Origin of the sequence: Parapedobacter sp. 2B3, assembly GCF_041925275.1 — a bacterium.
GTDB lineage: Bacteria > Bacteroidota > Bacteroidia > Sphingobacteriales > Sphingobacteriaceae > Parapedobacter > Parapedobacter pyrenivorans_A.
Genome location: NZ_JBHEUZ010000002.1, coordinates 456,893 through 483,511 on the forward strand (window position 1 = coordinate 456,893; position 26,619 = coordinate 483,511).

The window sequence follows — 26,619 nt, forward strand, 5'->3', positions numbered from 1 at the left end:
TAAGAGATGGCAGTTAAAAGATTCAAACCGGTTACCCCCGGCACTCGATTCAGAGTAGGCGGAGACTACTCCGATATTACCACCAACGTCCCTGAAAAGTCGTTGGTCGTAAAGATCAAGAAGTCTGGCGGGCGGAATAATTCCGGTAAAATGACGATGCGTTACCTCGGTGGGGGACATAAAAAAGCATACCGACTGATTGACTTCAAACGCGATAAAAAAGACGTCCCCGCAAAAGTTGCCACTATAGAATACGATCCCAATCGTACGGCGCGCATAGCCCTTCTACATTATGTGGATGGTGAAAAACGCTATATCATTGCACCCGAGGGGCTCAAAGTCGGACAGACGATTGTTTCCGGCAATTCAGTAGCGCCCGAAATCGGCAATACGTTGCCGCTGCAGGTTATCCCATTGGGTTCCATTATCCACAATATCGAGTTGAACCCCGGCCAGGGCGGCACCATCGCGCGCAGCGCAGGTACCTATGCCCAGCTTTCGGCCCGCGATGGCAAATACGCCATCATCAAGTTGCCGTCCGGCGAAACCCGCATGATATTGGCTACTTGTTTGGCCACCATCGGATCGGTTTCAAATGCGGAAAAAGCCAACGAGGTATTGGGAAAAGCAGGGCGGAAGCGCCACCTGGGCCGCAGGCCACGTGTACGTGGTGTAGCCATGAACCCTGTCGATCACCCGATGGGTGGTGGCGAGGGCCGTTCATCCGGTGGGCACCCGCGTTCACGCAAAGGGCTGTTGGCCAAAGGCTACAAGACCCGCAGTAAAAAGAAAGCATCGAATCGTTACATTATTGAGAAAAGGAAGAAATAGTGGCTCGTTCAATTAAAAAAGGTCCTTATATCGACCATAACTTAGAAAGAAAAGTTCTTTCTATGAATGAAACAAACAAGAAATCAGTCGTTAAGACTTGGTCTCGCAGATCGATGATTTCACCTGATTTTGTTGGCCATACCTTTGCCGTGCATAATGGCAATAAGTTCATCCCCGTATATGTAACGGAGAACATGGTTGGTCATAAACTTGGCGAATTTGCGCCTACGCGCACATTCAGGGGCCACGCAGAAAAGAAAAAATAATAGGCAATGGAAGCAACACGAAAACTAAAGAAGTCTGTTATCATAAAGCAGCGCAAAGAGCAGGAAAAGGCTCAGGTAGGAGGAGCTTCTACTGCCAAATTATTGAATTGCCCTACTTCGCCGCGTAAGATGCGCTTGGTAGTGGATCTGATCCGTGGTGAAAAGGTAGAGCACGCCCTGTATATCCTGAAACATACCAATAAAGAAGCGGCTATCCGTGTAGAGAAACTGCTGCTTTCAGCGATTAAGAACTGGGAAACTAAGAATGAAGATAAGTCTGTGGAAGACAGCGAGTTGTTCGTAAAGGAAGTCTTTGTGGGCGGTGGACGCCAATTGAAAAGGCTACGTCCGGCACCCCAAGGCCGTGGTTACCGCATCCGCAAACGCTCCAATCACGTTACCCTCGTGGTAGATAGCAAGAACAACGTAGCACAAAACTAATTTATCAAGTAATGGGACAAAAAGCAAATCCAATAGGAAACAGATTAGGAATCATCAAAGGTTGGGATTCCAATTGGTTCGGAGGGAAGAACTATTCCGATAAATTAGTGGAGGATGAGAAGATCCGCAAATACTTGTCTGTCCGTATCGCAAAGGGCGGTGTGGCTAAGGTGGTTATCGAACGTACGCTGAAACGTATCACCGTGACCGTTCATACCGCACGCCCGGGTATCGTTATCGGTAAAGGCGGACAGGAAGTCGACAAGATCAAGGAAGAACTGAAAAAGTTGACCAAGAAGGACGTCCAAATCAATATCTTCGAGATCAAGCGCCCTGAACTGGAAGCGCATTTGGTTGCCGAGGGTGTGGCAAAACAATTGGAAGCACGGATTTCTTTCCGTCGCGCGATGAAAACTTCCATAGCCTCTACCATGCGCATGGGTGCCGAAGGTATCAAGATTATGTGTTCTGGCCGATTGGGTGGAGCCGAGATGGCGCGTACCGAGCAGTATAAAGAAGGACGGATTCCGTTGCATACGTTCCGTGCGGATATCGACTATGCGTTGGTAGAAGCATTGACCACCTATGGAAAGATCGGTGTGAAAGTGTGGATATGCAAGGGAGAAGTGTACGGGAAACGCGACCTGTCACCCAACGTGGGCCAGACATCAGGCGCGAAGCCGCGCGGCGAAGGCGGCGGAGAGTTCCGCGGTAATGACCGTCGTGGCGGCGGCGAACGCGGCGAGCGCCGTGGCGGCGACCGTCGAGGTGGCGGAGGCCATGGCCAGAATCGCAGCGGTGGCAACCGTGGCGGCAATCGTGGCGGGAGATAATAATTAATAGTTAATAAAGAAAGCCCGTTGATTCGGGAATTATAGAATACGAACATGTTACAGCCAAAAAGAACAAAGTTCAGAAAGATGCAGAAGGGCCGCATGAAAGGCAACGCCACCCGTGGGGCGGAGTTGGCTTTTGGCTCATTCGGTATCAAATCAATGGAACCGGCATGGATCACCAGCCGCCAGATTGAAGCGGCACGTATTGCGGTTACCCGTTATATGAAACGTGAAGGTCAGGTTTGGATCCGTATTTTCCCTGACAAACCCGTTACGAAGAAGCCCGCAGAGGTCCGGATGGGTAAAGGTAAGGGTGCCCCCGAATATTGGGTGGCGGTAGTACGGCCGGGTCGGATGCTGTTTGAAGCAGAAGGCGTTCCCTTGGAAATCGCCAAGGAAGCATTGCGCCTCGCTGCGCAGAAGCTGCCCGTACAAACGAAGTTTGTGATACGTAGAGACTACGTGTAAGCATAGACGCGCTGGCGCTGCCTGCATTTGGTTTTGCCGCCGTTACCGGCAAACCGCCGCGGGGTACACAAACCGCGGAGCTCGCTGATGAAGGCATCCAGTATTATAATTGATAGACATGAAAAATTCAGAAATCGTAGAATTGTCAACAGAGGATTTAGTGGCCCAAATTGCAGAAGAAAAGGCCGCCCTCACCAAATTGAAGTTTGCACATGCTGTTTCGGCGATAGAAAATCCCAATCGCATCAAGTACACGCGCAAAACCATCGCGCGGTTGATGACCGAATTGACGAAACGTAAGAAGGCTGAAAAGGCCACTAACGAAGCTAGCGAAACAGCCGCTGAGGCATAAATTGACGTCGGAAAATGGAAAGAAATTTAAGGAAAACAAGGATCGGCTTGGTAGTGAGCAACAAAATGAACAAATCCATCGTGGTGGCGGTTGAGCGGAAAGTGAAACACCCCATTTATGGTAAGTTCGTAAAGAAAACTACCAAATTCAAGGCTCACGACGAGGAAAACACCTGCGGTATCGGCGATACGGTGTTGATCATGGAAACCCGTCCGCTGAGCAAGACCAAGAATTGGCGATTAGTAGAAATTTTAGAGAGGGCTAAGTAACATGGTACAACAGGAATCAAGACTCAATGTGGCCGACAACAGCGGAGCTAAGGAAGTGTTAGTGATCCGTGTGTTGGGCGGTACCGGCAAACGTTATGCATCGATCGGTGATAAAGTTGTTGTAACCGTGAAAAGTGCTTTGCCATCAGGAAACGTAAAGAAAGGAACGGTTTCCAAAGCGGTAGTTGTGCGCACGAAAAAAGAGATCCGCCGTAAGGACGGCTCTTACATTCGCTTTGACGACAACGCTGCCGTTTTGTTGAATAATCAGGATGAGCCGCGGGGAACGCGTATCTTCGGCCCGGTAGCGCGGGAATTGCGTGAAAAGCAGTTCATGAAAATCGTATCATTAGCACCGGAGGTATTATAATCATGGGACAGACAAAGACATCGACACATAAGATTAAAATCCGGACAGGGGATTTGGTAAAGGTCCTCTCCGGTAACTCCAGAGGAGCACAAGGCAAGGTATTGGAGATATTGAAGGCCGAAAACAGGGCGATTGTTGAAGGCGTCAACATCATCAAGAAGCATACCAAGCCGAATGCTGCTAACCCCAATGGCGGGATCATCGAAAAAGAGGCTGCTATCCATATTTCAAACCTCGCACTTATCGATCCGAAATCGGGCAAAGCAACCCGCGTGGGACGTAAAGTGAAGGAAGTGGACGGCAAGAAGAAAATTGTACGTATAGCTAAAAAATCAGGGGAGGAGATCAACTAATGACTTACATTCCAAGATTAAAGACGAAGTATAAGGAAGAAATCCGTACTGCGCTTAAAGATAAATTCCAGTATAAAAGCGTGATGCAGGTACCGCGGTTGGAGAAGATTGCCCTGAGCCAGGGTATCGGTGCCGCTACCGCAGACAAGAAGCTCATCGACAACGCAATCGGTGAAATGACCTTGATTACGGGCCAGAAGGCTATCGCAACCCGGTCAAAGAAAGACGTATCGAATTTCAAGCTCCGCAAAGGGATGCCGATCGGTGTGCGCGTAACGCTGCGCGACAGCAAGATGTATGAGTTCTTGGATCGTTTAATCGCTGTAGCATTACCGCGTATCCGCGATTTCCGTGGCATTAACGATAAAGGTTTCGATGGTCGTGGAAACTATACGTTGGGTATTACCGAGCAGATTATTTTCCCCGAGATTGATATCGACAAAATCAACAAAATACAAGGTATGGATATTACCTTTGTAACCAGTGCCAAAACGGATGTGGAAGCGTTGGAATTGTTGAAGCAGTTCGGATTACCATTCAAAAATCAAAATACGACAACTAATGGCTAAAGAAGGAATCAAGGCACGTGAAGTGAAACGTGCCAAGCTGGTAGCTAAATACGCCGAGAAGCGCGCAGCCCTGAAAGCTGCGGGCGATTATGTTGCGCTCGATAAATTGCCTAAGAATGCGTCGCCCGTTCGTTTGCATAACCGTTGCAAACTGACCGGCCGTCCTAAAGGCTATATGCGGCAATTCGGCATTTCGCGGGTTACGTTCCGTGAAATGGCACTGGCCGGAAAGATCCCGGGAGTAAAGAAGGCTTCTTGGTAACTCCGGCAATATATCAGAATTTTTAACCGATAGCAGGTCCGATGGCCAAGGTGGCCCAGGAAACCGTTATTACAATTAATAATATCAATGAATACAGATCCAATAGCGGATTACCTTACCCGAGTAAGGAATGCCATCAAGGCCAACCACAGGGTTGTAGAAATTCCTGCATCGAACCTGAAGAAAGAGATTACCAAAGTACTCTTTGACAAAGGTTACATTGCCAATTACAAATTCGAGGATGACAGCGTTCAGGGCTCTATAAAGATTGCGTTGAAGTACCATCCTGTGAGTAAAATTCCAGCAATCCGCACGTTGACACGTGTAAGTAAGCCTGGTCTGAGGAAATATGCGGGAGTGGATAGCATGCCACGTGTGTTGAACGGTTTGGGAATCGCCATTCTGTCTACCTCCAAAGGTGTGATGACAGACAAGGAGGCTCGCCTCCAGAATGTGGGTGGCGAGGTATTATGTTACGTATATTAATCAGGAGGAACACACAACATGTCAAGAATTGGAAAAGCGCCGATTGCCATTCCCGCTGGGGTGACAATCACCGTGTCGGATAAGAATCTGGTAACGGTTAAGGGGCCGAAAGGTGAGTTAACGCAACAGGTGGACCAAGATATCGAGGTTGGCCAGGAAGACGGCCAGCTGTTGGTGAAACGCCCTACGGATCAGAAAAGGCATAAATCATTGCATGGACTGTACCGTTCGCTGCTGAACAATATGGTGGTAGGTGTGACCGAAGGGTACAAAACCACTCAGGAATTGGTTGGTGTAGGATACCGCGCCAGCGCACAGGGGAGCACCTTGGATTTAACGCTTGGTTTTTCCCACCAGGTAGTGTTGATCCTGCCGAAAGAGGTGAAGGTTTCGACCACGGCCGAAAAAGGTAAGAACCCAACCATCACGTTGGAGTCTATCGATAAGCAGTTATTGGGCCAAGTAGCGGCTAAAATCCGGTCACTCCGTGCACCAGAGCCGTATAAAGGAAAAGGTATTAAATTTGCTGGTGAGCAACTACGCAGAAAAGCAGGTAAATCAGCATCCAAAAAATAGTAATCGTCATGGCAGGAAATAAAGTATCGCGTAGAGAACGCATCAAACAGGGGATCAGGAAACGTGTTTCAGGGTCGGCCGAGCGTCCGCGCTTGTCTGTTTATCGGAGCAATAAAGGTATCTATGCACAGGTAATTGATGACCAGGCGGGAGCGACCCTGGTATCCGCATCGACGAATAGCAAGGATTTTGCGGCTTCGGGCAACAAAGTGGAACAGTCTAAAGCCGTTGGCAAACTAATCGCCGAGCGGGCGTTGGCTGCGGGAATTAGTAAAGTGGTTTTTGACCGTAATGGGTATCTGTACCACGGCCGCGTGAAGTCGCTTGCCGATGGTGCCCGGGAAGCTGGTTTGGATTTTTAATTAGTTGAGAACATGTCATTAAGCAACATAAAAAGAGTTAAGTCAAGCGAAATCGAGTTGAAGGATCGCTTGGTGAGCATCCAGCGGGTAGCTAAGGTAACCAAGGGTGGTCGTACGTTCAGCTTTTCGGCCATCGTTATCGTGGGTGATGAGAACGGTGTGGTAGGGTATGGTCTTGGTAAAGCCAAGGAAGTAACCGAAGCTATTACCAAGGGAATCGACGATGCCAAGAAGAACCTCATCAAGGTGCCCATCATCAAAGGTACCGTGCCCCATGAGCAGTACGGCAAATATTCAGGCGGCAATGTATTGATCAAGCCGGCGGTGCATGGTACCGGTGTATTGGCGGGCGGTGCTATGCGTGCCGTGTTGGAAAGTGCGGGGATAACCGATGTATTGGCGAAGTCCTTAGGATCATCCAACCCACATAACGTGGTTAAAGCAACCATCGATGCGCTGTTGAAAATGCGTGATGCATATACCGTTGCCCAGCAGCGGGGCGTGGATTTAAACAAGGTATTTAACGGATAATCATCATGGCAAAGATCAGAATTACCCAAATCAAGAGTATTATTGACCGTAGCGAGCGCCAAAAGCGGACCGTTCAGGCGTTGGGGTTGAAAAGAATCAACCACTCCGTTGAAGTGGAAGCTACGCCGTCTATCATTGGGATGGTACGCAAGGTGAATCACCTTGTGGCAATAGAACAAGTATAACATACGTTTAATCGTTGTACCTGTATAGTGAAAGCGAAGGTACAGCACAATATCAATAAAGATGAACTTAAGTAATCTAAAGCCGGCGGCGGGATCAACAAAGACTAAAAAACGTGTAGGACGCGGTACCGGCTCAGGTCGTGGCGGTACGTCAACGCGTGGTCACAAAGGGGCGCAATCGCGGTCGGGCCATAGCACGAAAACCGGATTTGAAGGCGGTCAGATGCCGTTGCAACGCCGGGTGCCGAAATACGGATTCAAGAACCTGAACCGTGTGGAATATGTGGGCGTGAACCTCGACGTACTGCAAGGGCTGGTGGATAAGTTTAACTTATCAGCCATCGATTTCGAAACATTGACGTCGCACGGGCTGGTCTCTAAGAACGACTTGGTGAAGATCTTGGGCAGAGGGGAACTGACGGCCAAGGTGGAAGTAAAAGCACATGCATTTTCAGCTACGGCACAACAAGCGATAGAAGCAGCAGGAGGCTCGATTGTAAAACTTTAATACATGAAGAAGCTAATTACAACCTTGACCAATATTTGGAAGATCGATGATCTGAGAACGCGTATCTTGAATACGCTTTTATTTCTTTTGATTTATCGTGTAGGATGCCATATCGTATTGCCCGGTGTCAACCCTGCTGCGCTTCAGCATGAGGCCAAAGAAGGGCTGCTCGGATTGCTCGATATGTTTGCTGGCGGATCGTTTTCCAGATCGGCTATATTTGCATTGGGCGTAATGCCTTACATCTCGGCTTCCATTGTTGTTCAGTTGCTTGGTATCGCTGTTCCCTATTTCCAGAAGTTGCAGAAGGAAGGGGAGAGTGGCCGTAAAAAGATGACGCAGATTACGCGCTATCTTACATTGGCGATTACCTTGGTGCAGTCAGTTGCATACGTACGTACGCAGATCGATGGGGGAGCCAAGATGATTGCTGACCCGATGTTTACCATCCTATCGGCGTTTGTGCTGACAGCCGGTACATTGTTTGTGATGTGGCTTGGTGAGAAGATTACCGACAAGGGGATAGGCAACGGTATCTCGTTGATTATCATGGTCGGTATCATCGCCCAGTTGCCCAGCGGTATTACCGCTGAATGGTTTTCCCGGATGAGTACGGGCGGGGGCGGTCCCATTCCGTTGTTGCTGGAGTTTATTGCGCTGTTTTTCGTGGTTATTTTTACGATCCTTATCGTGCAAGGTGTGCGTAAGATACCGGTGCAATATGCCAAGAAGATTGTGGGCAATAAACAGTATGGTGGCGTGCGTCAGTATATCCCGTTGAAAGTGAATGCGTCGGGCGTCATGCCGATTATCTTCGCGCAGGCTATCATGTTTGTTCCGATGAGTATCGGGCAGTTCTTCCCCGATTTGCAATCGTCGTTTTTGACCTCGCTAAGTAACTATACATCCGTTACTTACAACGTAGTATTCGCCATTTTGATCATTGCCTTCACGTTCTTCTATACCGCTATTATGGTTAATCCGCAGCAGATGTCGGAAGACATGAAAAAGAACGGTGGGTTCATCCCCGGTATCAAGCCGGGGCAGGCAACCAACTATTTCATTGATGGGGTAATTTCGAAAATTACCTTTCCGGGCTCCATTTTCCTGGCCATCGTTGCGATATTTCCGGCAATAGCGAGCCTGTTTGGTGTAAACAACCAGTTTGCCCACTTCTACGGAGGTACGTCTTTGCTTATCTTGGTGGGGGTAGTATTGGATACGCTACAGCAGATCGAAAGCCATTTGCTGATGCGCCACTATGACGGATTGATGAAGACCGGTCGTATTCGGGGAAGAGCTTCCGCGGTGGGCACCGGCGCGTCACAGTCGGTCATATAGTTTTCGAATGTCTAAGGTATATTACAAATCCACTGAAGACATTGAACAACTGCGGAAGTCGGCTACCGTACTTTCGCAGTTGCTCGGTGAAATAGCGAAGGTCATCCGTCCAGGTGTAACCACGCTGTCATTGGATAAGTTGGCTTACGACTATATCCACGACCATGGCGGCCGGCCGGCATTTCTCAATTACAACGGATTTCCCAATTCATTGTGTATATCCGTAAACAACCAAGTTGTGCACGGTATCCCGGGCGATTATGCGCTCCGCGAAGGAGACATTGTATCCGTAGACGGTGGCGTTGAATTGAACGGGTATATCAGTGACTCGGCATATACCTTTGCCGTGGGCGAAGTAAGTGCCGAAGTAAACCAACTGCTGCGGGTAACCTTGGAGGCGCTTAACCTGGGTATTGGGCAGGCGACTAAGGGCAAACGTGTGGGGGATATAGCCTATGCCGTACAGGACCATGTGAGCCAGTATGGGTATGGGATTGTGAGGGAGTTGGTTGGACACGGTGTGGGTTTCAAACTGCATGAGAAGCCGGAGGTACCCAACTATGGAAAACGCGGCACGGGGAGCAAGCTTGAAGAGGGTTTGGTGATTTGTATCGAGCCGATGATCAATATGGGTAAAGCGCAGGTGAAGTTTTGGGACGACGGTTGGACGGTAAGCACGGCAGATGGCAAACCATCGGCCCATTATGAGCATATGGTAGCCATCCACAAGGGTTCGCCCGATGTGTTGACCACGTTTGCGTATATAGAAGAAGTTTTGGGCAAAAAGAATTGACTTTCAATTTTTTTTGGTTATCTTTGCAACCCTGTTTGTACAGGGGTATAATTAGATAATAATCAAGACTATATGGCTAAACAAGCCTCAATCGAGCAAGACGGAGTCATTAAAGAAGCGCTATCCAATGCCATGTTTCGTGTGGAATTGGAAAATGGGCATGAGATTATTGCCCATATTTCGGGTAAAATGAGGATGCATTACATTAAGATTTTGCCGGGCGACCGGGTAAAACTGGAAATGTCTCCGTATGATTTGACAAAAGGAAGAATAACATATCGATATAAATAGAGCAGGGCGACCTGCTTAGACAATAACATAAGATCATGAAAGTCAGAGCATCCATTAAGAAGCGTAGTGCGGATTGCAAGATTATCCGCCGCAAGGGTAAAGTTTTTGTTATCAATAAGAAGAACCCTAAGTTCAAGCAGCGTCAGGGATAATCGTAAATTACTACAACATTATATGGCAAGGATCGCAGGTATAGATTTACCTAAAAACAAAAGAGGGGAGATAGGCCTCACCTATATTTACGGAATTGGCCGCTCCACGGCTCAACGCATTCTGGATAAGGCTGGCATCGGTTACGATGTGAAAGTACAGGACTGGGATGACGAGCAATTGGGTGCTATCCGTAACGTTATCAACGAAGAGATTAAAGTAGAGGGGGCCCTCCGTTCGGAAGTCCAGTTGAATATCAAACGCTTGATGGATATCGGTTGCTACCGGGGACTACGTCACCGTAAACACCTGCCGGTTCGCGGTCAACGTACCAAGAACAACTCACGTACGCGGAAAGGGAAACGCAAGACGGTTGCAAATAAGAAAAAGGCTACGAAATAATAATTGAACGAATATAATGGCTAAAAGTAAAAAAGTAAGCAAAAAGCGCGTCGTTACCATTGAGCCGATTGGTCAGGCACATATCAACGCCACCTTCAATAATATCATTATTACGCTTACAAACAACCAAGGGCAAGCCATTTCTTGGTCTAGTGCAGGCAAAATGGGCTTCAGGGGGTCTAAGAAAAACACACCCTACGCTGCTTCCCAAGCTGCTTCTGACTGCGGTAAGGTTGCCCACGATTTGGGATTGCGGAAAGTTGAAGTTTTCGTGAAAGGCCCCGGTGCCGGACGTGAGTCGGCAATCCGTACGTTGCAGAACACGGGAATCGAAGTAACAGCGATCAGGGACATCACGCCGTTGCCCCACAACGGTTGCCGCCCTCCCAAACGTAGAAGAGTATAATTCAATAAATTTTTAAAGCTAAGATTCTTCAGCTATAGGCTGAAAGATACTTTAAAACCAATCGTCATATGGCAAGATATACCGGACCAAAGTCCAAAATTGCCCGTAAATTTAGGGAACCTATTTTCGGGCCAGACAAAGCATTAGAGCGTAAGAACTATCCTCCAGGGCAACATGGTGCGTCGAAACGCAGGGGAAAGCAATCGGAGTATGCCGTCCAGTTGCTCGAAAAACAGAAAGCAAAATATACCTATGGTGTATTGGAGCGCCAGTTTGCCAACTTGTTCGCGAAGGCTTCTTCCAAGCAAGGCATTACCGGTGAGGTTTTCCTGAAATTATTGGAAGCCCGGTTGGATAATACGGTTTATCGTTTGGGGATTGCCCCTACGCGTTCTGCTGCCCGCCAATTGGTCGGACACAAACACATCACCGTGAACGGTGATGTGGTAAACATTCCTTCTTACAGCCTTCGCCCCGGCGATGTGGTGGCCGTACGTGAGCGTTCCAAATCACTGGAGGCTATTGCCGATTCGGTAGCCGGACGTAAAATCAACAAGTTCAGCTGGTTGGAATGGGATGCCAACGAATTGTCTGGAAAATTCCTGAACTATCCGGATCGTACTGAAATTCCTGAGAATATCAAGGAAAACTTAATTGTGGAGTTGTACTCCAAATAAGTAATACACGAGAACAGCATAGCCTATTCGGGGTATGCTGCTCTTGTGGTAGAGCATTTTTGTAAACAATCATTAAGAATAATTAAATGGCAATCTTAGCATTTCAAAGACCTGATAAAGTTATCATGCAGAAATCGACGGATTTCGATGGCACGTTTGAATTTCGCCCATTGGAACCTGGTTTCGGTGTGACAATCGGTAATGCTTTACGCCGTATTCTATTGTCCTCACTGGAAGGATATGCAATTACGTCGGTTCGTTTCTCGGGTGTATCGCATGAGTTTTCTACCATCAAGGGTGTCGTGGAGGATGTTACCGAGATTATCTTGAACCTCAAGCAGGTACGTTTCAAGAAAACCGGTGAAATGGGTGATTCGGAAAAGGTGTTTATGGTTATCAATGGACAGGACCAAGTTACCGCCGGCGATATCACCAACTTTTCCAATAATTTCGTTGTATTGAATCCCGATTTGGTGATTTGCAATATGGAGAGTTCGGTGACATTGGAACTTGAACTCAATATCGCGAAGGGACGTGGTTACATTAACGCCGAGGAGAATAAAGTGGCTGATGGTCCTGTTGGCCTAATTGCCGTCGACTCGATCTTTACGCCCATCAAGAACGTAAAGTATACCATTGAAAATTATCGGGTAGAGCAAAAGACCGACTACGAGAAATTGTTATTGGATATTTCTACCGACGGTTCCATCCACCCGGAAGATGCACTGAAGGAAGCTGCCAAGATTCTGATTCAGCACTTTATGCTGTTCTCTGACGAGAATATGCTGCTTGAATCCCAAGCCAAAGAGGAAACCAAAGTCGTAGACGAGGAGATTTTGCACATGCGCAAGATTTTGAAAACCGAATTGGTTGATTTGGATTTGTCCGTGCGGGCATTGAACTGCTTGAAAGCAGCGGATATCCGTACACTGGCCGAACTGGTAACCTACGACGTGGCGGACATGCTGAAGTTCCGGAACTTCGGAAAGAAATCCCTGAGCGAAATCCAGGAATTGGTTAAATCAAAGGGCTTGTCGTTCGGAATGAACCTAGCTAAGTACAAGCTCGACGAAGAATAAATTTATATAATAGCGACCTGTTGCATAATTCCTCTTGGCAAAGAAAAAAGTAAAAAAGAAAAAGTTAAAAATTAGGCGAAGCGCTCATGTTTTTGACTTTTAGCCTTTGACTTTTAATTTCGAAAGAACGGTATGCACAAATTTTAACAACAAAATGAGACACGGAAAAAAATTCAACCATTTAGGGCGCACATCAAGTCACCGTAAGGCGATGCTGTCTAACATGGCAACATCGCTGATCAAGCACAAACGCATTACGACTACATTGGCCAAAGCCAAAGCGCTGCGCCAATATGTAGAACCATTGATTACCAAATCCAAGAACGATACCACGCATTCTCGCCGTACCGTATTCAGCTACCTGCAAGATAAGGAAGCTGTAACGATACTTTTCCGCGAGATTTCCGAAAAGGTGGCTACCCGCCCGGGCGGTTACACCCGTATCATCAAGTTGGAAAACCGTTTGGGAGACAATGCTGAGATGGCTTTTATCGAGCTCGTGGATTACAACGAGGTGTATAAGAAAGACGGTGACGCACAGGAGCGCAAGTCTACGCGACGACGTGGTGGCAAGAAGAAGGCCAGCGCTGCTGCACCTGCTGCGGACACAACGACTGAGGTTGCTGTAGATGAGAAACCAACAGCTGCTGAAGAAACAGTGGCGGAAGTAGAAGAAACGGCAGCCGAAGCCGCTCCAGCGGTTGACGACGAAGCGGAAACTCAGAATGAAGATAGCCAGGAAGAAGGCAAAGAGGAAAAGAAAGACTGAGTTTTTCAACGTTGACAAGATGTATGGAACCGGCTTTACTCAAAGCCGGTTTTTTTGGTTTTTATCAGTTCGTGTTTTTGCAAGTGGAAACCCATCGTAACTTGCGTATAGGTTTCCGGCTGCATATCAATTCAAGTTTATATCTTTACGCAGATGATTTACTCCATTAACAATCCTGTTCCTATATCACGGAAATCACAGGAGCTATTTGGTAAGAAAATGAAATTATTTGATGTTTATGCCATTAATCCCATAGAAATTGCACGTGGGGAAGGTTCAGTTGTATGGGACAGCGAGGGCAATGAGTACCTGGATATGTATGGAGGCCACGCGGTTATCTCCATCGGTCACACGCATCCACATTACGTCAAACGGATTACAGACCAATTACACAAAATAGGGTTCTATTCCAATTCCGTTGAGATTCCCGGGCAAACACAGTTGGCCGAATTAATCGGCAATGTTTCCGGAAAAGCCGGTTTTCAGTTGTTTTTGTGCAACTCGGGAGCAGAAGCCAATGAAAATGCATTGAAATTGGCGTCATTCTACAATAACCGAAAGAAGGTTATCGCCTTTACAGGCGCATTTCATGGCCGCACTTCATTGGCGGTGGCCGCCACCCACAATGCCAAAATTGTGGCTCCTGTCAACGAGACCGATCATGTAATATTCCTGCCCTTCAACGATACGGAAGCGCTGGAGGCAGCTTTTTCTTCGTATGGAAATGAGATTTCTTCGGTCATCGTAGAGGGAATTCAGGGCGTGGGCGGCATCCAAGTAGCTTCCTATGAATTTCTGAAACAAATCCGAGACCTTACGTCGCAATATGATTCGATTTTCATTGCCGATTCGGTGCAATGCGGGTATGGTCGTTCAGGCTCTTTCTATTCACACGACTTAGCCGGAATAGAAGCGGATATTTACAGCATGGCAAAGGGTATGGGTAACGGGTTTCCGATTGGAGGTATTGCTATTTCGCCCAAGATCAAGCCCTGGATAGGGATGCTGGGGACAACATTTGGCGGAAATCACCTGGCTTGTGCGGCGGCATTGGCCGTATTGGAAGTAATCGAGAAAGATAACCTTATTGAAAATGCGGCTGACGTGGGCACGTACTTAATCGACGAACTGCGAAAAATGGACAAAATTTCGGAGGTGAGGGGAAAGGGTTTGATGATTGGCATCGATCTGCCCGAGGAACTATCTTCGGTAAAGAAGAATTTGTTACTCAAAAACCGTATCTTCACAGGGGAGGCTAAGCCAAACGTTATCCGGTTGCTTCCGGCGCTGAATTTGACGAAAGCGCATGCAGATCGTTTTCTCGAAGCACTCGACGAGCGACTGAAAACAGATTAGAATTTAAGTTTAACCGCCAACGGGCGGACGATTTTGGATTTACGATGAAACAATTTTTTTCGGTGGCAGATGTAACCCATCTGTCGGATATGGTGGATGAAGCACTGCGCTTGAAACAGGCGCCATTTGCATACGAGCATTTGGGCAAGCGCAAGACATTGGGATTGGTTTTCCTCAATCCGAGTTTACGGACGCGACTGAGTACGCAAAAGGCCGCCTTGCAGCTGGGCATGGATGTGATGGTCATGAATATGGATAAGGACGGCTGGGCACTCGAAACGCGCGACGGTGTAGCCATGAATGGGACCACGGTGGAACATATCCGTGAAGCCGCCGCCGTAATGGGACAATACTGCGATGTATTGGGGATACGGTCTTTTCCGAAACTACAAGACCGCGATGCGGATTACAGCGAAGATTTATTTCACAAATTTAGCAGTTATTGCGGCGTTCCTGTGGTCAGTTTGGAAAGCGCTACACGGCATCCCCTTCAAAGTTTCACCGATTTGATCACCATAAAGGAACATTGGAAGGAGTCACGGAGGCCCAAGGTTGTTTTAGCGTGGGGCCCCCACGTAAAGGCATTGCCACAGGCGGTTCCCAACTCCTTCTCAGAATGGATGTGCCGGGCTCAAGCGGATGGGATGGTCGATTTTACGGTTGCACATCCGGCGGGGTATGCACTGGCTGACGAGTTTACGCAGGGCGCAGCGGTCACCAACACGTTGGATGAAGCGTTGTACGGCGCAGACTTCGTGTACGTTAAAAACTGGTCTTCCTACAAGGATTATGGCCAGATTTTACCGGTAAGTGGGCAGTGGATGCTGGATAATAGCAAATTAACGACAACGAATGGTGCCAAGGTAATGCATTGTTTGCCGGTTCGTCGCGATCTGGAGTTAGCAAGCGAGGTACTGGATGGTCCGCAGTCATTGGTTATCCAAGAGGCGGGCAACCGCGTGTGGGCAGCACAAACTGTCTTGAAGCGAATACTGGAAGGGAATTGACAGGCACCCCGTGGCAGCATTCGATTTTGGCACTGATTATACCCTGGAAAACGAAGTCGCGTTGCTTCGTCCATTGGTGAGCAATGACCATACTAGGTTATTGCCCTTCGCCTTGAATGAACCCGAGTTGTGGACTTACTCGATGGTATCTGCAGCAGGCCACGATGGATTGGAAAATTACCTGGCCTACGCAATCGCCGAACGTAAAAGTTGCCGGCAGTATCCATTTGTGGTGTTCGATAAGCGGGTAGGGCAGTATGCCGGATGTACGCGGTTTTACGATATTCGATTGGCAGAGCAGACGTTGCAATTGGGCTATACGTGGTATGGTACCCAATTTCAGCGCACGGGCCTCAACAGACATTGCAAATACCTGCTGTTGCAGTTCGCCTTTGAACGCATGGAGATGCAACGGGTTGAGTTTCGGGCTGATAATGACAACCAACGTAGTATTGCCGCCATGAAGGCAATCGGTTGCCACGAAGAAGGGGTGCTGAGGAGTAATGGCAAAAGACCGGATGGTAGCCGCCGAGACAGCATCGTGTTAAGCATTCTGCGAAGTGAATGGTTTGATACAGTGGAAGCGTCGCTAAAAAACAAGATATATTTGTATGGCAATAGATAAACTGTGGATCATTAAAATAGGGGGCAATATTATTGACCATCCCGAAGGGCTAAGTCGCTTTCTGGATCGGTTTGCCAGCCTCCGTGGGCGCAAGGTATTGGTGCATGGCGGGGGAAAGATCGCTACTCGCATAGCAGCCGATCTGGGTATCGAAGCTACGCTTGTTGCAGGAAGGAGGATCACCGACGAATCGATGCTACGGGTTGTGACAATGGTTTATGCCGGATTGACGAATAAGCAGGTGGTGGCTGCATTGCAGGCCCGGAAATGCAACGCGCTTGGCCTTAGTGGTGCAGATGGAAATACGATCAAGGCAGTGAAACGACCGGTCCATGAGATCGATTACGGATTTGTGGGTGATATCCTTCCGGCGTCGGTCGATGACGATGCAATCGCTTCGTTGATGGAAAGCGGCTTCGTTCCCGTATTCTCGGCCATCACACACGATGGGCAGGGACAGTTGCTCAACACGAATGCGGATACCATTGCCTCGGCCCTGGCTGTCGCACTCTCGTCGCGATACAACACGTCGTTGGTTTATTGTTTTGAGAAGGCGGGAGTACTCCGGGATGTGAACGATGCGGCCTCGGTGATACCTGAAATAAGAGCGGCTGAATTTGAAGAGCTGACAACTTCGGGCGTAGTCGCGGATGGGATGGTGCCCAAACTGCACAACGCCTTTGACGCCATCGCGAAAGGGGTGCATGAAGTGTGCATTGGCCATGCAGACGACCTCCATTTGTTGCACGAACAGCAGTTTGGTACGCGGATGGTGAAGTGATTTTAAACGGGCGGGGTTGGCAAGATCTTACGACTTACGACTAAAGATAACTTATGACTAAATAAAAATGGACAAGATAACAATCATCGGTGGTGGCAATATCGGCCTGTCATTGGCCAAAGGATTGGTCAATAAAGCTTACTGTAAAGCAGAAGACATTACGTTGACAAGGCGTAACCTCAAGTCGCTAAGCGAGGAGGCTGCCAGCGGGTTCAATGTGAGCGATAACAACAAGATGGCTATCTGTGATGCTAGCGTCATCGTACTTGCCGTTCTGCCCCAACAGCTTAAGAATGTACTCGAAGAAATTGCTCCGGCCGTTTCGCCAGAAAAGCAATTGATCGTGTCGGTCATATCGGGTGTTACCTGTGCAGACGTTCGGAACAAATTGGGCAACCATGTGCAGGTTATCCGAGCCATGCCGAATACCGCAATCGCTATCGGGCAATCGATGACCTGTGTCGCATCCGATAATGCTTCAGACGAACAATTAGAACGGGTTACCAAATTATTTGAAACGGTGGGATCCGTTGTTACGATAAATGAGGATCTCATGACATCAGCTACTGCATTATGTGCGTGCGGTATTGCATTTTTCCTCCGCAGCATCCGGGCGGCCTCACAGGGAGGGGTGGAAATCGGATTCCACGCGCACGATGCGCTGAAAATGGCCGTACAGACGGCCAAAGGTGCTGCTGACCTGCTCCTGCAAACACAGAGCCACCCTGAAGGAGAGATCGACAAAGTAACCTCGCCCAAAGGATGTACCATTGCTGGGCTGAACGAGATGGAACACAATGGTTTTAGTTCAGCATTCATCAAAGGGATTAAACTGTCTGCACGCAAAGCCGGGGGACTTTATAATGATTGAAGAATTGATACAGGACAGCACCGACCTATTGCGTGATCTGATCCGTATCCCCTCGTTCAGCAAGGAGGAGAGCCAAACGGCAGACACGATTGAGCGGTTTTTGCAGCAACGAGGTGTACATACTTTCCGCAAGAGGAACAACGTATGGGCGTTCAATAAATTTTTTGATGCAAGTAAGCCCACTGTCCTGCTCAATTCCCACCACGACACGGTGAAACCCAATACCGGCTACACGCGCGATCCTTTTTCGCCCGATGTGGCCGATGGTAAATTATATGGTTTGGGTAGTAACGACGCCGGTGGATGTTTGGTATCCTTAATCGCGGCATTCCTGCACTTTTACACCCAGGAGAAGCTCCGTTACAACCTCTGCGTCGCCGCCACGGCAGAAGAGGAAATCTCGGGCACCAACGGATTGGAATCGGTCGTCCCCGACCTAGGGCCATTGGATTTTGCCATCGTGGGTGAGCCTACGTTGATGCAGCTGGCCGTGGCCGAGCGTGGACTGATGGTGCTCGATTGTGTTGCACACGGAACGGCTGGCCATGCAGCCCGCGACGAGGGAGATAATGCCATTTATAAGGCGCTAAAGGATATCCAGTGGTTTACCAGCTACCGTTTCCCGAAGGAGTCTGAAGAATTTGGTGGTGTCAAAATGAGCGTAACGGTCATTCATGCCGGTTCACAGCACAACGTTGTACCCGCAACGTGCGAGTTCGTTGTGGATGTCCGGGTTACCGATGTCTATCGCAACGAAGAGGTGCTTGATATTATCCGTAAGCACGTAACCTGCGACGTGAAACCGCGCTCCGTACGGCTAAAGCCATCGTCAATACCCAAAGACCACCCCGTGGTACAAGCCGGGTTGGCGATGGGTCGCACTACATACGGTTCGCCCACCACCAGTGATCAGGCGTTGCTCGATATCCCTTCACTCAAGCTGGGCCCCGGCGACTCTGCCCGTTCCCATATGGCCGATGAGTTTATCTATCTCGATGAAATAGGGGCCGGCATCGCGCTGTATATCCGTATACTGGATCGCGTGGTTAAGGGCTGATACCATTCATTAGGTAATTTTTTTTCATGCGCGCATAGGGGTAACCTGCCTGTATGTTGTCTTGGTATAAATCAAGAACAATAAAATAGTAATCATGAAAAAAGTAATCTATTCAGTATTCAGTTTCGCCGTCGCATTGGTGCTATTTACGGCGTGTGATAAGGAAAGCATCGTCTCTGCCGATGGCCTTCCGAAAGATGCCCAGCTTTTTATTGCCCAGCACTTTCCGGGCCATGAAATTCTGCAAGTGGTAAAAGACCGTGACGACCTGAAGACCACGTATGACGTCTACCTAAGCGATGGCTTCAACCTGGATTTCGACAAAAAGGGGAAAATCCTCGGTGTGGAGGGAACCAGCAAGCTGCCGGATAGTGTGGTGCCCGAAAAGATACTGGCCTACGTGCAAGCAAATTTCCCCGACCACTTTATCCGTGATTGGGAGCTGGATGACCGGGGGCAGGAAGTTACCCTTTCCGATGGTATGGACCTCAAGTTTGACGGCGCCGGCAATTTCTTGCGCATAGACTAAGGCCGTCGCACCGTAACTTTTTCCTTCCACTTGCGTCAAAAACAGAAAAACGACTATGCTTGTTACAACAACACCGCAAGTGGAAGGACAAAAGATTGTAAAGTACATTGGCTTGGTCAGCGGTGAGACCATTATCGGTGCCAATTTCATCAAGGATTTTTTCGCTGGGATACGCGATATTGTAGGTGGCCGGTCCGGTTCATACGAAAAGGTATTGCGCGAGGCAAAAGAAACGGCCGTTTACGAAATGCAGCAATATGCCGCCTCCGTGGGTGCAAACGCAGTAGTGGGGGTAGACCTTGATTACGAAACGTTGGGCAGTGGTGGCAGCATGTTGATGGTAACTGCTAGCGGCACCGCCGTGGTGTTGGAATAACGACAGTTGCATTCGGGCGTTACTGCCCGAATGCGATTGATTTGAAGTTGAAACCACCTCGGTCGGCCCGTACACGCAGTACATGCTTTCCACGCGCCAGCTGAGGGATTTCCACGGCGAGATGTGTCCAGTGTTGGGCACCGCCTGTAGCCGGAACAACACTTGGATACGCCAACACTTGGCCATCGATAAGTATCGTAACGCGTCCCGTGGCTTTTTCGCTAGCTACTGTTAGCGTCAAACTACGAATCCCTTCATCCACCACATCTACCGTGTATTGCAGCCACTCACCGTCTTCGATATGGAAAACATGGTGGCCCGTTGAGTCTGGGAGAATGTCGACCCCATCATTACGGTAGCTGCGGCCGCGGTTGCCCTGCGTGTTCATGCCGGGGGTATAGTGGTAACTGGCGGTGTCTGTATCGTAATATGCGACCCCCTGCCGGCCCATATCGAAATTTACTGCGGGCAATATGGTTCCTGCCGCTATTCGGTTGTCTCCATAGGGCACCGCATCATGCGCATACACTTGCCGGAACATCGCGTCCACCACGTCGCGGTGAAAGATATTGTTTTCCAGTTTGAGGTTTTCCAGCCATTCATTGAGCGTTTGGCGCGCCTCTTCGGGCGATGGTTTTTCTCCCTTGCCAGCCCAATAATCCAGCAACTTCCCATAGCCGATGGGCTGTTTGATTTCGAGGGGCTGGTTGATGCCCATCTTTTTGTTTTGCCACCATGCCCAGCCGATGCCGTTGGTCTCGCATAGTTCGATGGCCTCGGTAAACCAAGTGTTGGAATTTTCACCTGATTCGCCCAGCCAAAGCGGAATGTTATGCTCATCGCGTAAGTCGATGAAGCGTTGGATGGCTTCCTTCACATTGGGGTTGCCATATTTGTGGAAACTCAGCACGAGGTTATCGTCCCATTTAGGGAATATGCCGTTATAGTTGTTTGCAAAGCCGTTGCCCTCCAGGAAAATGATATGGTTGGTATCCACTTCACGGATGGCGCGGGTCACGTCTACCAGGAATTTGCGTAGCGGAGCGTTGGTCTTTTCCGCCGTGCCCCTGAAATCCGTGGAATCCTCAAAGCCCCAGTTGGTTTCATTGAGTACATCATAACCCCCTATCCACTCCTCATTGGCATAGCGTTCGGCCAGTTTGCGCCAAAGGGCGATGGTTTTTGCCCGGTTCTCCTCGCTTTCCCAAAACGAAGGTTTGTCCGGGTCCCGGTCGGAGATGTTGAGGTCGTTGCCTTGGCCACCCGGGGCGGCATGGAGATCGAGAATAAGGTACATGTTATTGGCTTCACACCACGCAAGCAGGCTATCGGTCATCGCAAAGCCGGTATCCAACCAGGTATGCTCACCTGCCACGGGCTCCGCTTCCGCCGGTAAGGTATATAGGTTATAGTGCATGGGCAGCCGGATGGAGTTAAACCCCCATGCGGCCATGGAGTCGATGTCTGCCTTGCGGGTGTGGTTGGCAAGCCACTGGGTGTAAAACCGTTCCGTTTCCTCGGCGCCGATTACGTCTTCAATGTGTTCACGGATGCGGTATTGCTGTCCGATGAAGCCCAGCCGGAACATATATCCTTCCTGGAGCATCCACCCCCCCAAACCCATGCCGCGAAGGATAACGGTGTCGCCCGTGTTGTTAACGATGTGGTGGCCTTGTACTTTAAGGAAGTTTTTCGTGCGGGGACCGGAATTGCACGCGGTCAGCGCGAGGGCCAATAGGGATAGGAGAAGGAAAAGCGTCTTTTGCATGGTATAAGCAGTTTTAGAAAATGTAGGTGGCCACCGCTCCCTGTTGGAGGGTTGCTTCAAAATATCGCTCGCCATTTTTCACATGGAATGCTTGCACGGCGTTAGTTTCATTCAATACAATCAGTACGGTATCATCCGTTGGGGTAACGAATGCCACATTGGGCAGTCCGTCGATCTCACTGGATGCAATGCGTACGGAGCCCGGGCGGACAAACTTGGCCGCGTGGGCCACTACATAATATGCCGGGTTGCGGGTCACCTCGTCGCCGGCTATGGTAATGCCTCCGAGACACCGGTCGCAGCCACCACGGTCCGTATGTGGTTTATGGTCCGGCCCATTTGCCAGGTTCCATTCCAATACCGTCCGGCTCCAGTTGCGCGTGGCACCGATGGTCAGCTGTTTGGTATGGTAAGGCATATCGGTAGAAAGGTCGCCCGGAGCGCCCATCCACTGCTCGGTGAAATGCAGCTCCCTGTCAGGATGCTTTTCATGCACGGTAGAGAGGGCATCGATCGTGCCGCCATACAGGTGGAACGCCGAACCGGTGACATATTTCTTTGCATCGGGGTCATCCAGGATGCTTATGGGATAGTCTGGCCGGTCACAGTTGTGGTCATAGATGATGATTTTCGTGTCAATCCCGGCTTGTTCGAATGCTGGCCCTAAGTGGTTTTTTACAAAAGCACCCATTTCATCGGCGAGCATCAACAGGCTGGGATTATTTCCCGGATGGAGGGGTTCATTCTGTACGGTAACGGCATCGATGCGGATGCCTTCGGCCTGCATCTGTTCAATATAGCGCACAAAGTAGTTGGCGTACGCCGGATAATAGTCCGGCTTGAGGCTGCCGCCCCGTGTATCGTTCGATGTTTTCATCCATTTGGGTGGCGACCAAGGGGAACCCATGATTTTCAGCTCGGGATAGATGGCCAGGATTTCTTTCAATATAGGGATTACATCGTCGCGGTCTGGGCCGAGGTCAAACTGTATCAGCTCGGGATCGGTTTGGCCTTCGGGCAGGTCGTTGTATGAAAAAGGGAATGCGTTGAGGTCTGAGGCGCCGATACTCACGCGGAGGTAGCTTACACCAATGCTGGTGCCTTCGGTGCCAAAAAGCTCTCGGAGCAACGCTGCACGCACATCGGGCGACATCCGCATGAGGTGGTAGGCACTGCCGCCGGTGAGCGTGAAGCCAAAGCCATCGATGGATTGATAGCGATGGTCGCCGTCAATCTGGATGGTACGGACGTTGGCCTCCTTACCTGTATCCAAGGGGATGGCAGGTTGTTTTTCGAACAATACCGACCCATCGTGGGTATTGGTGAGCCAATTTTCGACCCCCGTACGGGAAGGCGAGCAGCTGCACGACAGTAGGGTCAACATTGCGAGAACGGCCGCGTTACGTCTTATCAAGGTTTTTGAAACGATCATTTCAGGTTAATAATGTATGGGTGCCGCGGCAGCCACGGCACCCGTATTGATTATACAATTTTCAAATTTGATGCTTTCCAATACAACCTCCATAGCTGCCGCCCCGTCTGTCGGGAAATTGCCCGGTATACGCATCAGCGCAGCGTTGGGGTTGGTATCGTGCCTTTTGAGCGGCCAGTGGCACCAGCCGATTCCGGCGTCTTCCAGTTTACGGATATTCTGGCGTAGCCAGTCATTCGTGTTTTCGCCCGTTTCACCTACCCAAACCGGCACGTTCAGCCTGTTTTTGAAGTTGACCAGGTTACGGATGCGGTTTATCTGGTTTGGATCGGGGTCCAGTTGGAGGTCGTCTGCCTCCGAAATCCAATAGCGGTGGGCGCTGTATATCAAGTTTTGGCTATTGGTAAAATCGCCCGGTAGTATCCCGTTGTAGTTGTTGCCCCATCCGTTTCCCTCTACCATGATGAGGTGGCTGTCGCCATTGGCCCGGATGGCGTTGATGATGCGTTCGTGGATGTCACGTATCCATTGGTTTTGCGGTACGTTGTTGGGCTCGTTGATGAGATCGTACCATGCAATGCGATCATCATCGATATAGCGTTTCGAAAGGGCTTCCCACAGTTTTACGGTAATATCCTGGTAGATGGGGCGCTGTTGGTTATCTCGGCCCAGCCAAAAGAGGTTGGGCTCAAAAACATCGGCGATGTTGACGTCAGTACCTTGGCCACCGGGGGCCGCATGCAGGTCGAGCACCACATAGAGGTTATTTGCACCGCACCATTCCAGCAGCTTGTCGATGAAGACAAAGCCGTCGAGGTCGTCCCGTACAAAAAGGCTCCCCGCATCGTACCAGGTGGCTAGTGCTTCGGTGTAGGCATCCAGCGAAATCTGTTCGCGGATCACGTCGTGGCGTACAGCACGTTGCTCCGCCGTGAGGAAAAGGTCATAATGCATGGGGAGTCGCACCGCATTGAATCCCAGCGAGGCGATGTAATCGATGTCTTTGCGGGTGACGAAATTGCTGCGCCATTGGCGGTAGAAGGTCTCTACCGCTTCCTCCGATAGGCCCGCGTTGTAATAAATACGTTTCATCTGCCATTGGTTGGCTGCTTTGCTTTGGTCGTGCGGGTTGAGCATGTATCCTTCTTGCAGCAACCAATAGCCCAGACCCACAGCGCGCAATACCGCTTCTTGGTTTTGCGCATTTACCACCTTACTGCCGTTGGCTTTCAGCCGGGAGAGCTCATCAAACGAAAGGGAAACACGCGGTTTGGGAGCAGGGGGTTCAGGTTGCTGGATGTTGGGCACGCGTGGTTCACCGTCTCCGCAGCCAAGGCCCAAGCAAAGGCCCAGTATCCCGATTGTCCGTTTGATCGTCATCATCGGCTGTATAGCCTCAATTTTCAAGTAAAGGGTAAACCCGCACGTAGTCTATTTCCATACTGGCCGGAAATATCGTTTCATCCACTCCCTGTTGCCCCCCCCAATTGCCTCCCACGGCCAGGTTGATCAACCAATGGAATTGCTGGTCGAACGGCCACACCTTGTAGCCCTTCCCTTCGTTCTGGAAGCTGAAAATCTGCACATCATCTACGTAGCCACGTATATAGGTGGGCGTCCAGTCCACGCGGTAGCGGTGGAAATCGGTCGTTGCCTGTTGGATTTTTTTAGTGCCGGTTTTCTGCGTTCCGATGCCATGATTATACGCTTCGGTATGCACGCTGATGTGTACCACGTCTTGGTCATAGCCCACATGTTCGAGGATATCGATTTCGCCCGATGCTGGCCATCCCCCATACTTCCAATCGGTGGGCAGCATCCAAACCGCTGGCCATGTGCCTACGCCTTGGGGTACTTTGGCACGTACCTCAAAGCGGCCGTAAAGGAAGTCCGCTTTTCCGCGGCTTACCAATCGGGCCGATGTATACGCCAATCCTTCGTGTTCTTCCTTGATGGCGGTAATGGTGAGGACACCGTTGGCTACGTGCGCGTTTTCGACGCGCTTTTCAGTATAGAATTGCAATTCGTTGTTGCCCCAGCCATTGTTTTGTGAGCCTACGTCGTACCCCCATTTGTCCCCGTCGGGCAGCCCCTCATACTCAAATTCGTCGGCCCATGAGGGAGATGCAGCAAAGGTATACTCTTTCTGCTGCGGAGGCTGCGGTTCGGGGATGTTCGGCGTTCTCGATTCCTTCCCGCAGGCAACGAGTAGCAAAGACACTAAGAAGAAACTGGTCATGCGATTAATGTTCATGTAACGTGTTTAAAACCTATTCATAGCAAGCCGATAGTTATATCGGCTTGCTAAAATAAACTTAAATAGCGGCGCGCAGGGTAAATGTCCACCACGTTCCACCGCCAATGTCAACTCCTACTTTCAAAATGTCGTATCCTTGTCCGCCGGCATTCTGGGTCATTTCGAGAATATCGTATGTAACCGAATTCCAAGTGGGTCCCGTCGTGGTTTCGCCTGCGTTGTGCACTTTTTGAAGGCCGATATGTGCCCCCACCCCGCTTACGGTCAGTTTACCGAGGTTACGTACCCCGCCGGTCTCATCTACGCTAAATGCAAACGCGCCTGAGGCCCATTTTTGCTGTGCCGCAGGCAGGTTGCTATTGGGTTCACAGCCGCTGGAGGCCGCACCGAGATAGCCGTCGGCATAGAAATCCCCCTTATTGTCATAGTTAAAAGTACCAGCTGCATCAAATACAAAAGTATATTCATCGTTAAACTCACAAGCGCGGCTGGTCACGTCGCCAGCTGTATTTTGCCACCAGGAGCCGTCGTCCGGGTTAGGTCCCACCTTATATGCGCCCGCGCCGGGGTTAAGCATCCATACCTTTTCGGTACATCCGGCGATGAAGCCGAGTGCCCGGTCGGGATTGCAGGCCGTGGGGTCACTTTGGGCGATGGATACCTGTTTGGTTGTCGTGGCGATACCTCCTGCGGTAACCGCCGTCAACGTCACGTCGTACTGGCCCTCAAACGTGAAGCGGGCAGACACGTTATCCCCTTTGAATTTTTGCCCCGTGCTTGTTTCCCAATAGGCAATGGAGCTGCCCGGGGTCTTGTTCACGAATACGAGCGTATTGGCGTCTTGGCCGGTCTGCACCTCAAAATCCGGTGTCGGGATGTTGCCCAAACTGTATTTGTCTTCCCTGCAGCCGTGCAGGGCGATGGCGGCTATCAATAGCCCACCCATCACGGCTTTGAGAGGGCGGGCAATTATCATTCTTTTCATAA

The 26,619-nt window shown here is 49.8% G+C and carries 39 protein-coding genes; 34 read left to right on the plus strand and 5 right to left on the minus strand.

Annotation, left to right across the window (positions count from 1 at the left end):
• Window positions 1-6 precede the first annotated feature (6 nt).
• From rplB to ACEVG1_RS04295, 34 genes are all read left to right on the plus strand, one after another.
• A complete protein-coding gene (gene rplB / locus ACEVG1_RS04130; RefSeq protein ID WP_374742298.1) occupies window positions 7-831 on the plus strand; it encodes a 50S ribosomal protein L2 in 825 nt (274 codons plus the stop codon).
• Entirely contained in the window at window positions 831-1,097 is a 267-nt protein-coding gene (gene rpsS / locus ACEVG1_RS04135) for a 30S ribosomal protein S19 (RefSeq protein ID WP_013665004.1), read from the plus strand. Before rplB ends, rpsS begins: the two co-directional genes overlap by 1 nt.
• A 6-nt stretch (window positions 1,098-1,103) precedes the next feature.
• On the plus strand, window positions 1,104-1,538 hold the full coding sequence (rplV, locus tag ACEVG1_RS04140; RefSeq protein WP_374742299.1) for a 50S ribosomal protein L22: 435 nt from the start codon (window positions 1,104-1,106) through the stop codon (window positions 1,536-1,538).
• An 11-nt stretch (window positions 1,539-1,549) separates the two neighbouring features.
• The gene (rpsC, locus tag ACEVG1_RS04145; protein ID WP_374742300.1) at window positions 1,550-2,371 is read left to right on the plus strand and encodes a 30S ribosomal protein S3; all 822 of its coding nucleotides are present in this window, start codon (window positions 1,550-1,552) and stop codon (window positions 2,369-2,371) included.
• Between the two features lie 54 nt (window positions 2,372-2,425).
• Entirely contained in the window at window positions 2,426-2,842 is a 417-nt protein-coding gene (rplP, locus tag ACEVG1_RS04150) for a 50S ribosomal protein L16 (RefSeq protein ID WP_374742301.1), read from the plus strand.
• Between the two features lie 118 nt (window positions 2,843-2,960).
• Window positions 2,961-3,194, plus strand: a complete 234-nt coding sequence (rpmC, locus tag ACEVG1_RS04155) for a 50S ribosomal protein L29 (protein ID WP_374742302.1) — start codon at window positions 2,961-2,963, stop codon at window positions 3,192-3,194.
• Window positions 3,195-3,208: 14 nt separating this feature from the next.
• Window positions 3,209-3,463: a 30S ribosomal protein S17 gene (gene rpsQ, locus ACEVG1_RS04160; RefSeq protein WP_134091323.1), complete on the plus strand. Its 255-nt coding sequence runs from the start codon at window positions 3,209-3,211 to the stop codon at window positions 3,461-3,463.
• Between the two features lies 1 nt (window position 3,464).
• On the plus strand, window positions 3,465-3,833 hold the full coding sequence (gene rplN, locus ACEVG1_RS04165) for a 50S ribosomal protein L14 (RefSeq protein WP_262245014.1): 369 nt from the start codon (window positions 3,465-3,467) through the stop codon (window positions 3,831-3,833).
• A 2-nt stretch (window positions 3,834-3,835) separates the two neighbouring features.
• Entirely contained in the window at window positions 3,836-4,186 is a 351-nt protein-coding gene (gene rplX, locus ACEVG1_RS04170; protein ID WP_374742303.1) for a 50S ribosomal protein L24, read from the plus strand.
• Window positions 4,186-4,755: a 50S ribosomal protein L5 gene (gene rplE / locus ACEVG1_RS04175; protein WP_374742304.1), complete on the plus strand. Its 570-nt coding sequence runs from the start codon at window positions 4,186-4,188 to the stop codon at window positions 4,753-4,755. Before rplX ends, rplE begins: the two co-directional genes overlap by 1 nt.
• Window positions 4,748-5,017, plus strand: coding sequence for a 30S ribosomal protein S14 (gene rpsN / locus ACEVG1_RS04180; RefSeq protein WP_374742305.1), 270 nt, complete (start codon window positions 4,748-4,750; stop codon window positions 5,015-5,017). The genes rplE and rpsN overlap by 8 nt, the downstream gene beginning before the upstream one ends.
• Window positions 5,018-5,104: 87 nt before the next feature.
• On the plus strand, window positions 5,105-5,503 hold the full coding sequence (gene rpsH, locus ACEVG1_RS04185) for a 30S ribosomal protein S8 (RefSeq protein ID WP_374742306.1): 399 nt from the start codon (window positions 5,105-5,107) through the stop codon (window positions 5,501-5,503).
• An 18-nt stretch (window positions 5,504-5,521) separates the two neighbouring features.
• Complete coding sequence (gene rplF / locus ACEVG1_RS04190) at window positions 5,522-6,079, plus strand: 50S ribosomal protein L6 (protein ID WP_374742307.1); 558 nt, start codon at window positions 5,522-5,524, stop codon at window positions 6,077-6,079.
• A 2-nt stretch (window positions 6,080-6,081) separates the two neighbouring features.
• A complete protein-coding gene (rplR, locus tag ACEVG1_RS04195) occupies window positions 6,082-6,441 on the plus strand; it encodes a 50S ribosomal protein L18 (protein ID WP_374742366.1) in 360 nt (119 codons plus the stop codon).
• A 12-nt stretch (window positions 6,442-6,453) separates the two neighbouring features.
• On the plus strand, window positions 6,454-6,972 hold the full coding sequence (gene rpsE, locus ACEVG1_RS04200; RefSeq protein ID WP_374742308.1) for a 30S ribosomal protein S5: 519 nt from the start codon (window positions 6,454-6,456) through the stop codon (window positions 6,970-6,972).
• Window positions 6,973-6,977: 5 nt separating this feature from the next.
• On the plus strand, window positions 6,978-7,157 hold the full coding sequence (gene rpmD, locus ACEVG1_RS04205; RefSeq protein ID WP_374742309.1) for a 50S ribosomal protein L30: 180 nt from the start codon (window positions 6,978-6,980) through the stop codon (window positions 7,155-7,157).
• 61 nt (window positions 7,158-7,218) lie between these two features.
• Window positions 7,219-7,665: a 50S ribosomal protein L15 gene (rplO, locus tag ACEVG1_RS04210; RefSeq protein ID WP_374742310.1), complete on the plus strand. Its 447-nt coding sequence runs from the start codon at window positions 7,219-7,221 to the stop codon at window positions 7,663-7,665.
• Window positions 7,666-7,668: 3 nt separating this feature from the next.
• The gene (gene secY, locus ACEVG1_RS04215) at window positions 7,669-9,006 is read left to right on the plus strand and encodes a preprotein translocase subunit SecY (protein ID WP_374742311.1); all 1,338 of its coding nucleotides are present in this window, start codon (window positions 7,669-7,671) and stop codon (window positions 9,004-9,006) included.
• A gap of 7 nt (window positions 9,007-9,013) precedes the next feature.
• Window positions 9,014-9,799, plus strand: a complete 786-nt coding sequence (gene map, locus ACEVG1_RS04220; RefSeq protein WP_374742312.1) for a type I methionyl aminopeptidase — start codon at window positions 9,014-9,016, stop codon at window positions 9,797-9,799.
• Window positions 9,800-9,871: 72 nt separating this feature from the next.
• The gene (gene infA, locus ACEVG1_RS04225) at window positions 9,872-10,090 is read left to right on the plus strand and encodes a translation initiation factor IF-1 (protein ID WP_013665023.1); all 219 of its coding nucleotides are present in this window, start codon (window positions 9,872-9,874) and stop codon (window positions 10,088-10,090) included.
• Between the two features lie 35 nt (window positions 10,091-10,125).
• Window positions 10,126-10,242, plus strand: a complete 117-nt coding sequence (gene ykgO, locus ACEVG1_RS04230) for a type B 50S ribosomal protein L36 (protein WP_013665024.1) — start codon at window positions 10,126-10,128, stop codon at window positions 10,240-10,242.
• A 22-nt stretch (window positions 10,243-10,264) separates the two neighbouring features.
• A complete protein-coding gene (gene rpsM, locus ACEVG1_RS04235) occupies window positions 10,265-10,642 on the plus strand; it encodes a 30S ribosomal protein S13 (protein WP_325640117.1) in 378 nt (125 codons plus the stop codon).
• Window positions 10,643-10,658: 16 nt separating this feature from the next.
• Window positions 10,659-11,048, plus strand: coding sequence for a 30S ribosomal protein S11 (gene rpsK, locus ACEVG1_RS04240; RefSeq protein ID WP_374742313.1), 390 nt, complete (start codon window positions 10,659-10,661; stop codon window positions 11,046-11,048).
• Window positions 11,049-11,116: 68 nt separating this feature from the next.
• Window positions 11,117-11,725, plus strand: coding sequence for a 30S ribosomal protein S4 (gene rpsD, locus ACEVG1_RS04245; RefSeq protein ID WP_374742314.1), 609 nt, complete (start codon window positions 11,117-11,119; stop codon window positions 11,723-11,725).
• A gap of 86 nt (window positions 11,726-11,811) precedes the next feature.
• Window positions 11,812-12,804 (plus strand): DNA-directed RNA polymerase subunit alpha, encoded by a 993-nt coding sequence (locus tag ACEVG1_RS04250; RefSeq protein WP_374742315.1) that lies wholly within the window; start codon window positions 11,812-11,814, stop codon window positions 12,802-12,804.
• A 154-nt stretch (window positions 12,805-12,958) separates the two neighbouring features.
• Entirely contained in the window at window positions 12,959-13,573 is a 615-nt protein-coding gene (gene rplQ / locus ACEVG1_RS04255) for a 50S ribosomal protein L17 (protein ID WP_374742316.1), read from the plus strand.
• Window positions 13,574-13,792: 219 nt separating this feature from the next.
• On the plus strand, window positions 13,793-14,929 hold the full coding sequence (locus ACEVG1_RS04260) for an aspartate aminotransferase family protein (RefSeq protein WP_374742317.1): 1,137 nt from the start codon (window positions 13,793-13,795) through the stop codon (window positions 14,927-14,929).
• A 44-nt stretch (window positions 14,930-14,973) separates the two neighbouring features.
• A complete protein-coding gene (locus ACEVG1_RS04265; protein ID WP_374742318.1) occupies window positions 14,974-15,936 on the plus strand; it encodes an acetylornithine carbamoyltransferase in 963 nt (320 codons plus the stop codon).
• Between the two features lie 10 nt (window positions 15,937-15,946).
• Entirely contained in the window at window positions 15,947-16,561 is a 615-nt protein-coding gene (locus ACEVG1_RS04270) for a GNAT family N-acetyltransferase (RefSeq protein ID WP_374742319.1), read from the plus strand.
• A complete protein-coding gene (argB, locus tag ACEVG1_RS04275; protein WP_374742320.1) occupies window positions 16,548-17,342 on the plus strand; it encodes an acetylglutamate kinase in 795 nt (264 codons plus the stop codon). Before ACEVG1_RS04270 ends, argB begins: the two co-directional genes overlap by 14 nt.
• 67 nt (window positions 17,343-17,409) lie before the next feature.
• Window positions 17,410-18,213 carry a pyrroline-5-carboxylate reductase gene (gene proC, locus ACEVG1_RS04280; RefSeq protein ID WP_374742321.1) on the plus strand — a complete coding sequence of 268 codons (804 nt, stop codon included), beginning with the start codon at window positions 17,410-17,412 and terminating at the stop codon, window positions 18,211-18,213.
• Window positions 18,206-19,270, plus strand: a complete 1,065-nt coding sequence (locus ACEVG1_RS04285) for a M20 family metallo-hydrolase (RefSeq protein WP_374742322.1) — start codon at window positions 18,206-18,208, stop codon at window positions 19,268-19,270. The genes proC and ACEVG1_RS04285 overlap by 8 nt, the downstream gene beginning before the upstream one ends.
• Window positions 19,271-19,364: 94 nt before the next feature.
• A complete protein-coding gene (locus tag ACEVG1_RS04290) occupies window positions 19,365-19,799 on the plus strand; it encodes a PepSY-like domain-containing protein (RefSeq protein WP_374742323.1) in 435 nt (144 codons plus the stop codon).
• Between the two features lie 55 nt (window positions 19,800-19,854).
• Window positions 19,855-20,175: a heavy metal-binding domain-containing protein gene (locus tag ACEVG1_RS04295; RefSeq protein ID WP_374742324.1), complete on the plus strand. Its 321-nt coding sequence runs from the start codon at window positions 19,855-19,857 to the stop codon at window positions 20,173-20,175.
• Between the two features lie 19 nt (window positions 20,176-20,194).
• Here the strand turns inward: ACEVG1_RS04295 and ACEVG1_RS04300 are convergent, their stop codons facing one another.
• The 5 genes from ACEVG1_RS04300 to ACEVG1_RS04320 form a co-directional block, all read right to left on the minus strand.
• Window positions 20,195-21,943: a cellulase family glycosylhydrolase gene (locus tag ACEVG1_RS04300; protein ID WP_374742325.1), complete on the minus strand. Its 1,749-nt coding sequence runs from the start codon at window positions 21,941-21,943 to the stop codon at window positions 20,195-20,197.
• Window positions 21,944-21,956: 13 nt separating this feature from the next.
• Entirely contained in the window at window positions 21,957-23,327 is a 1,371-nt protein-coding gene (locus ACEVG1_RS04305) for a glycoside hydrolase family 30 beta sandwich domain-containing protein (protein ID WP_374742326.1), read from the minus strand.
• Between the two features lie 54 nt (window positions 23,328-23,381).
• On the minus strand, window positions 23,382-24,758 hold the full coding sequence (locus ACEVG1_RS04310) for a glycoside hydrolase family 5 protein (RefSeq protein WP_374742327.1): 1,377 nt from the start codon (window positions 24,756-24,758) through the stop codon (window positions 23,382-23,384).
• 13 nt (window positions 24,759-24,771) lie between these two features.
• A complete protein-coding gene (locus tag ACEVG1_RS04315; protein WP_374742328.1) occupies window positions 24,772-25,629 on the minus strand; it encodes a family 16 glycosylhydrolase in 858 nt (285 codons plus the stop codon).
• A 61-nt stretch (window positions 25,630-25,690) separates the two neighbouring features.
• On the minus strand, window positions 25,691-26,617 hold the full coding sequence (locus ACEVG1_RS04320; protein ID WP_374742329.1) for a hypothetical protein: 927 nt from the start codon (window positions 26,615-26,617) through the stop codon (window positions 25,691-25,693).
• Between the last annotated feature and the right edge of the window lie 2 nt (window positions 26,618-26,619).

Coding starts and splice junctions, on each gene's coding strand:
- rplB (WP_374742298.1), top strand. CDS start 7: ATGGCAGTTAAAAGATTCAAACCGGTTACCCCCGGCACTCGATTCAGA.
- rplV (WP_374742299.1), top strand. CDS start 1,104: ATGGAAGCAACACGAAAACTAAAGAAGTCTGTTATCATAAAGCAGCGC.
- rpsC (WP_374742300.1), top strand. CDS start 1,550: ATGGGACAAAAAGCAAATCCAATAGGAAACAGATTAGGAATCATCAAA.
- rplP (WP_374742301.1), top strand. CDS start 2,426: ATGTTACAGCCAAAAAGAACAAAGTTCAGAAAGATGCAGAAGGGCCGC.
- rpmC (WP_374742302.1), top strand. CDS start 2,961: ATGAAAAATTCAGAAATCGTAGAATTGTCAACAGAGGATTTAGTGGCC.
- rpsQ (WP_134091323.1), top strand. CDS start 3,209: ATGGAAAGAAATTTAAGGAAAACAAGGATCGGCTTGGTAGTGAGCAAC.
- rplN (WP_262245014.1), top strand. CDS start 3,465: ATGGTACAACAGGAATCAAGACTCAATGTGGCCGACAACAGCGGAGCT.
- rplX (WP_374742303.1), top strand. CDS start 3,836: ATGGGACAGACAAAGACATCGACACATAAGATTAAAATCCGGACAGGG.
- rplE (WP_374742304.1), top strand. CDS start 4,186: ATGACTTACATTCCAAGATTAAAGACGAAGTATAAGGAAGAAATCCGT.
- rpsN (WP_374742305.1), top strand. CDS start 4,748: ATGGCTAAAGAAGGAATCAAGGCACGTGAAGTGAAACGTGCCAAGCTG.
- rpsH (WP_374742306.1), top strand. CDS start 5,105: ATGAATACAGATCCAATAGCGGATTACCTTACCCGAGTAAGGAATGCC.
- rplF (WP_374742307.1), top strand. CDS start 5,522: ATGTCAAGAATTGGAAAAGCGCCGATTGCCATTCCCGCTGGGGTGACA.
- rpsE (WP_374742308.1), top strand. CDS start 6,454: ATGTCATTAAGCAACATAAAAAGAGTTAAGTCAAGCGAAATCGAGTTG.
- rpmD (WP_374742309.1), top strand. CDS start 6,978: ATGGCAAAGATCAGAATTACCCAAATCAAGAGTATTATTGACCGTAGC.
- rplO (WP_374742310.1), top strand. CDS start 7,219: ATGAACTTAAGTAATCTAAAGCCGGCGGCGGGATCAACAAAGACTAAA.
- secY (WP_374742311.1), top strand. CDS start 7,669: ATGAAGAAGCTAATTACAACCTTGACCAATATTTGGAAGATCGATGAT.
- map (WP_374742312.1), top strand. CDS start 9,014: ATGTCTAAGGTATATTACAAATCCACTGAAGACATTGAACAACTGCGG.
- infA (WP_013665023.1), top strand. CDS start 9,872: ATGGCTAAACAAGCCTCAATCGAGCAAGACGGAGTCATTAAAGAAGCG.
- ykgO (WP_013665024.1), top strand. CDS start 10,126: ATGAAAGTCAGAGCATCCATTAAGAAGCGTAGTGCGGATTGCAAGATT.
- rpsM (WP_325640117.1), top strand. CDS start 10,265: ATGGCAAGGATCGCAGGTATAGATTTACCTAAAAACAAAAGAGGGGAG.
- rpsK (WP_374742313.1), top strand. CDS start 10,659: ATGGCTAAAAGTAAAAAAGTAAGCAAAAAGCGCGTCGTTACCATTGAG.
- rpsD (WP_374742314.1), top strand. CDS start 11,117: ATGGCAAGATATACCGGACCAAAGTCCAAAATTGCCCGTAAATTTAGG.
- ACEVG1_RS04250 (WP_374742315.1), top strand. CDS start 11,812: ATGGCAATCTTAGCATTTCAAAGACCTGATAAAGTTATCATGCAGAAA.
- rplQ (WP_374742316.1), top strand. CDS start 12,959: ATGAGACACGGAAAAAAATTCAACCATTTAGGGCGCACATCAAGTCAC.
- ACEVG1_RS04260 (WP_374742317.1), top strand. CDS start 13,793: ATGAAATTATTTGATGTTTATGCCATTAATCCCATAGAAATTGCACGT.
- ACEVG1_RS04265 (WP_374742318.1), top strand. CDS start 14,974: ATGAAACAATTTTTTTCGGTGGCAGATGTAACCCATCTGTCGGATATG.
- argB (WP_374742320.1), top strand. CDS start 16,548: ATGGCAATAGATAAACTGTGGATCATTAAAATAGGGGGCAATATTATT.
- proC (WP_374742321.1), top strand. CDS start 17,410: ATGGACAAGATAACAATCATCGGTGGTGGCAATATCGGCCTGTCATTG.
- ACEVG1_RS04285 (WP_374742322.1), top strand. CDS start 18,206: ATGATTGAAGAATTGATACAGGACAGCACCGACCTATTGCGTGATCTG.
- ACEVG1_RS04290 (WP_374742323.1), top strand. CDS start 19,365: ATGAAAAAAGTAATCTATTCAGTATTCAGTTTCGCCGTCGCATTGGTG.
- ACEVG1_RS04295 (WP_374742324.1), top strand. CDS start 19,855: ATGCTTGTTACAACAACACCGCAAGTGGAAGGACAAAAGATTGTAAAG.
- ACEVG1_RS04300 (WP_374742325.1), bottom strand. CDS start 21,943: ATGCAAAAGACGCTTTTCCTTCTCCTATCCCTATTGGCCCTCGCGCTG.
- ACEVG1_RS04305 (WP_374742326.1), bottom strand. CDS start 23,327: ATGTTGACCCTACTGTCGTGCAGCTGCTCGCCTTCCCGTACGGGGGTC.
- ACEVG1_RS04310 (WP_374742327.1), bottom strand. CDS start 24,758: ATGATGACGATCAAACGGACAATCGGGATACTGGGCCTTTGCTTGGGC.
- ACEVG1_RS04315 (WP_374742328.1), bottom strand. CDS start 25,629: ATGAACATTAATCGCATGACCAGTTTCTTCTTAGTGTCTTTGCTACTC.
- ACEVG1_RS04320 (WP_374742329.1), bottom strand. CDS start 26,617: ATGAAAAGAATGATAATTGCCCGCCCTCTCAAAGCCGTGATGGGTGGG.